The organism is Aquabacterium sp. A08 (assembly GCF_011742065.1).
The window spans coordinates 1-4,155 of sequence record NZ_JAAQQT010000554.1 but is presented as its reverse complement, the minus strand read 5'-3'; the positions used below and the strand labels follow the sequence as shown (position 1 = coordinate 4,155).

The following is a 4,155-nucleotide window of genomic DNA, read 5'->3' as shown; positions in this document are numbered from 1 at the left end:
GCACCCACGGCCTTCTTCATCGCGCCCACGTCCTGGTAGATCAATGCGTCGCAGCCGATGATCTGGCGGATTTCCTCGACCGTGCGGCCGTGCGCGACCAGTTCGTCCTTGGTCGGCATGTCGATGCCGTAGACGTTGGGGTAGATCACCGGCGGCGCGGCGCTGGCCATGTAGACCTTGTTGGCGCCGGCCTCGCGCGCCATCTGCACGATTTCGCGGCTGGTGGTGCCGCGCACGATGGAGTCGTCCACCAGCAGCACGTTGCGGCCCTTGAACTCGCTGGCGATGACGTTGAGCTTCTGGCGCACGCTCTTCTTGCGCACCGCCTGCCCCGGCATGATGAAGGTGCGGCCGACGTAGCGGTTCTTCACAAAGCCTTCGCGGTAGGGCTTGCCCAGCAGGTGGGCCAGCTCGGTGGCGCTCGGGCGGCTGGACTCGGGGATGGGGATGACGACGTCGATCTCGTTCGGCGGCACGGTGGACACCACCCGCTTGGCCAGCGTTTCGCCCATGTTCAGGCGCGCCTGGTACACCGAAATGCCGTCCATGGTCGAATCCGGGCGGGCCAGGTAGACGTACTCGAAGATGCAGGGGTAGAGCTGCGGGTGGTCGGCGCACTGGCGGAACTCGAAGCGCCCGTCCAGCCCGATGAAAACCGCCTCGCCCGGGGCCACGTCGCGCAGCACCTCGTGGCCGGTACCGTCCAGCGCCACCGACTCGCTGGCCACCATCACGGTGCCGTCCTTGCTCTGGCCCACGCACAACGGGCGGATGCCGAACGGATCGCGGAAGGCCAACAGGCCGTGGCCGGCGATCAGCGCCACCACCGCGTACGAGCCCTTGAGCCGCTTGTGCACCGCGCGCACCGCGGCGAACACCGCCTCGGTCTGCAGCTGGCCGTGCTCGCTGGCCTGGCCCAGCTCGTGCGCCAGCACGTTGAGCAGCACCTCGGAGTCGCTCTCGGTGTTGATGTGGCGGTGGTCGAGCTGGATCATCTCCTGCTTGAGCGCGTGCGCGTTGGTCAGGTTGCCGTTGTGCGCCATGACGATGCCGAACGGCGCGTTGACGTAGAAGGGCTGGGCCTCTTCCTCGCTGAAGGCGTTGCCGGCGGTGGGGTAGCGCACCTGGCCCAGGCCGCTGTTGCCCGGCAGGGCGCGCATGTTGCGGGTGCGGAACACGTCGCGCACCATGCCTTTGGCCTTGTGCATGAAAAACTTGCGTTCCAACTGCGTCACGATGCCGGCGGCATCCTGACCCCGGTGCTGCAACAGCAGCAACGCGTCATAGATCAACTGGTTGACCGGCGCTTGACTGACGACACCAACGATTCCACACATGTACGGGTCCTGGGTTCAAGGGAAATAGGGGACAAGGTTGTCGGGCATGGTGCCTTTGGCCGTGTGCAGACCGGCGTTGAGCCAGTCCGCCCCGACCGAGTGGCGCCAGGCCTCTTCTTCTTTTAAGGGGGTCAGGTTCACCACCAGCGCCAGGGCCAGCAGCATCACTGCGCCGCGCAGGGCGCCAAAGGCGGCCCCCAAAGCGCGGTCCACCGGGCGCAGACCGACGCTTTCGATGCCTTTCTTGACCAGCCAGGCAACGAAAGCCGCCGCGAACACGGTGGCGATGAAGACCACCGCAAAACCGGCGGCGTGGCGCAGCGGCTCGGCGGTGCTGCCCAGGGGCAGGTATGCGGCCGCGTCGGCGGCGTACCACTGGGCCAGGAAAAACGCCAGCACCCAGCCCGCGACCGACAGCACCTCGTACACCAGCCCGCGCCACAGCCCCAGCACCAGAGAGGCCAGCAGCACCAGCAGGAAGAACAGGTCGAGGCCGCCCATGGGGGTCAAAGGGTGAGCACAGCGGCGGGCAAGCCCAGCGCCTTGACCTTGGTGGCCGCGGCCTCGGCCTCGGCGCGGCTGTCGAACGGGCCCAGGCGCACGCGGATGCGCTTGCCCTCGGGCGTGTCGGCCACGTGGGTGTAGGTTTTCAGGCCGGCGCGCTCCAGCTTCTGCCGCACCTCCTGCGCGCGCGCCTGCTCGGCAAAGGCCCCCACCTGCACCACGGTGCGCACGGCGGTCGGCGCCGGCGGCTTGCCGTCGAGCAGGGCCTGGGCCCGGGCGGCGTCGGACGGCACGGGCGCGGCGGCGGGCTTGGCCGGTGGTTCGGGCGCTTTGGTCGGGGCCGGGGCCGCCGCCGCGGGGCGCGGGGGTTCGGGGGCCGGGGCGGGTGCCGTGGCAGCCACGGGCACGCTCGGCACCGGGATGGGCGCTGTCGGCAACACCTCTTCGCGTTCGGTCACGCCGGCCACCTGCACCTGGGCGGCCGGGGCCGCCGGCGCCACCACCAGGGGCGCCGCCGTGTGCTTGGCCGGGATGTCGATGGGGATGTCCACCGCGATCGGGCGCGGCTGGGTGTCGAACAGCAGCGGGAAACCGATCACCCCCGCCAGCACCAGCACGCTGGCCCCGATGAGCCGGTGCCGCGCGCGCCGCCGGATGGCCTCGATGGTGGGCGGCTGTGCCGGGCTGGGGTTGCCCTGCCCGCCGGAACGGAGATTGAACATGCGCCGGTTTCGCTGAGGGTGATCCGGCTGGGCCGGGGGGCGTGGGAGGCGGACGGCGGGGCGTCAGGCCTGCAGGTGCTTGGCGGACAAGCGCGGCACACCGTCGTGCAACACGCCACCCACGGTGAAGAAGGATCCAAAAACCACGATTCTATCAGCCGGGTCGGCCGCCGCGACCGCCGCGGCCAGCGCCGCCTGGGGGCTGGCGTGCTGGCTGGCGGCGGCGTCGGGGCGGGTGTTGGTGGCCGCCCAGCTCGCCGCCAGGTCACGCGCCTGGGCGGCGCGCGACAGGGGCAGGTCGGTGAAATACCAACGGTCGATCAGGGGGTTGATGCGCTCGAACATGGGCCGCAGGTCCTTGTCGGCCATGGCGCCGAACACCGCGTGGGTGGTCGGGTAAAAGCCCATGGCGTCCAGGTTTTCGGCCAGCGCCGCGACCGCGTGCGGGTTGTGCGCCACGTCCAGCACCAGGGTGGGCTGGCCGGGCACGATCTGGAAACGCCCAGGCAGCTCCACCAGCGCCAGCCCGGTGCGTACCGCCTGGGCGGTGACCGGCAGGCGCGGGTGCAGCGCCTCCAGCGCGGCCAGCACGCCAGCGGCGTTGACCAACTGGTTGGCGCCGCGCAGCGCCGGGTAGGCCAAGCCGCTGTAGCGGCGGGCGCGGCCGGTCCAGCCCCACTGCTGCTTGTCGCCGGCAAAGTGGAAGTCGCGACCCAGGCGCCACAGGTCGGCGCCCACCTCGCGGGCACGGTCCAGCACGCTCTGCGGCGGCACCGGGTCGCTCACCACCACCGGGCAGCCGGTGCGCATGATGCCCGCCTTCTCGTGGCCAATGGCCTCGCGGTCCGGCCCCAGGTACTCCATGTGGTCCAGGTCCACGCTGGTGATGACGGCGCAGTCCGCGTCCAGCAGGTTGACCGCGTCCAGCCGGCCGCCCAAACCGACCTCCAGAACAATCACGTCCAGCCCGGCGCGGGCCAGCGTCAGCACGATGGCCAGGGTGGTGAACTCGAAATAGGTGAGCGAGACCTCGGCCTCGCCGGGGCCGCCCCGGCGCGCGGCCTCCACGTCGGCAAAGGCGGGCAGCAGCTGTTCGGGCCGGACCAGGTCGCCCTGAATGCGGCAGCGCTCCTCGAAATGCACCAGGTGCGGCGAGGTGTACACGCCGGTGCGGTAGCCGGCCTGCTGGTAAATGGCCTCCAGCATGGCGCAGGTGGAGCCCTTGCCGTTGGTGCCGCCCACGGTGACGACCGGGCAGGTCACGCCCAGGCCCTGCCCGCCGTTGAGGCGCTGGGCCACTGCGCGAACCCGCTCCAGGCCCATGTCGATGGTGGTGGGGTGCAGGCGTTCGCAGTGGGCCAGCCAGTCGGCCAGGGTGTGGGGCAGGTCGTTCATGGGCACGGGGAGGGTGGACGGCGCGGGGCCGAAAACGGTATTGTGCCCTGCAGCAAAGACCTTGCCGGCGCCGCGTTGCGGCACAATGGCCAGATGATCAAGGTTTATGGCATCCCGAACTGCGACACCGTGAAGAAAGCCCGCGCCTGGCTGACCGAGCGCGCCGTGCCGCACGAGTTCCACGACTTCAAGAAACA

General features: G+C 70.3%; 4 protein-coding genes and 1 pseudogene. 1 reads left to right on the top strand and 4 read right to left on the bottom strand.

All coding sequences use genetic code 11. The features are described 5' to 3' along the window. The 4 genes from purF to folC all read right to left on the bottom strand — a co-directional run. Positions 1-1,337, bottom strand: a 1,337-nt coding sequence (purF, locus tag HA630_RS05600; RefSeq protein ID WP_166833114.1) for an amidophosphoribosyltransferase, incomplete at its 3' end; no start/stop codon positions are given. Between the two features lie 15 nt (positions 1,338-1,352). Then, positions 1,353-1,838, bottom strand: a complete 486-nt coding sequence (locus HA630_RS05595; protein ID WP_166833112.1) for a CvpA family protein — start codon at positions 1,836-1,838, stop codon at positions 1,353-1,355. 5 nt (positions 1,839-1,843) lie between these two features. Continuing rightward, entirely contained in the window at positions 1,844-2,563 is a 720-nt protein-coding gene (locus HA630_RS05590; RefSeq protein ID WP_166833110.1) for an SPOR domain-containing protein, read from the bottom strand. A 63-nt stretch (positions 2,564-2,626) separates the two neighbouring features. Then, on the bottom strand, positions 2,627-3,958 hold the full coding sequence (folC, locus tag HA630_RS05585) for a bifunctional tetrahydrofolate synthase/dihydrofolate synthase (protein WP_166833108.1): 1,332 nt from the start codon (positions 3,956-3,958) through the stop codon (positions 2,627-2,629). Between the two features lie 93 nt (positions 3,959-4,051). Between folC and HA630_RS23440 the strand changes: the two are divergent. After that, positions 4,052-4,155, top strand: a pseudogene (locus HA630_RS23440) (arsenate reductase); the annotation flags it as partial.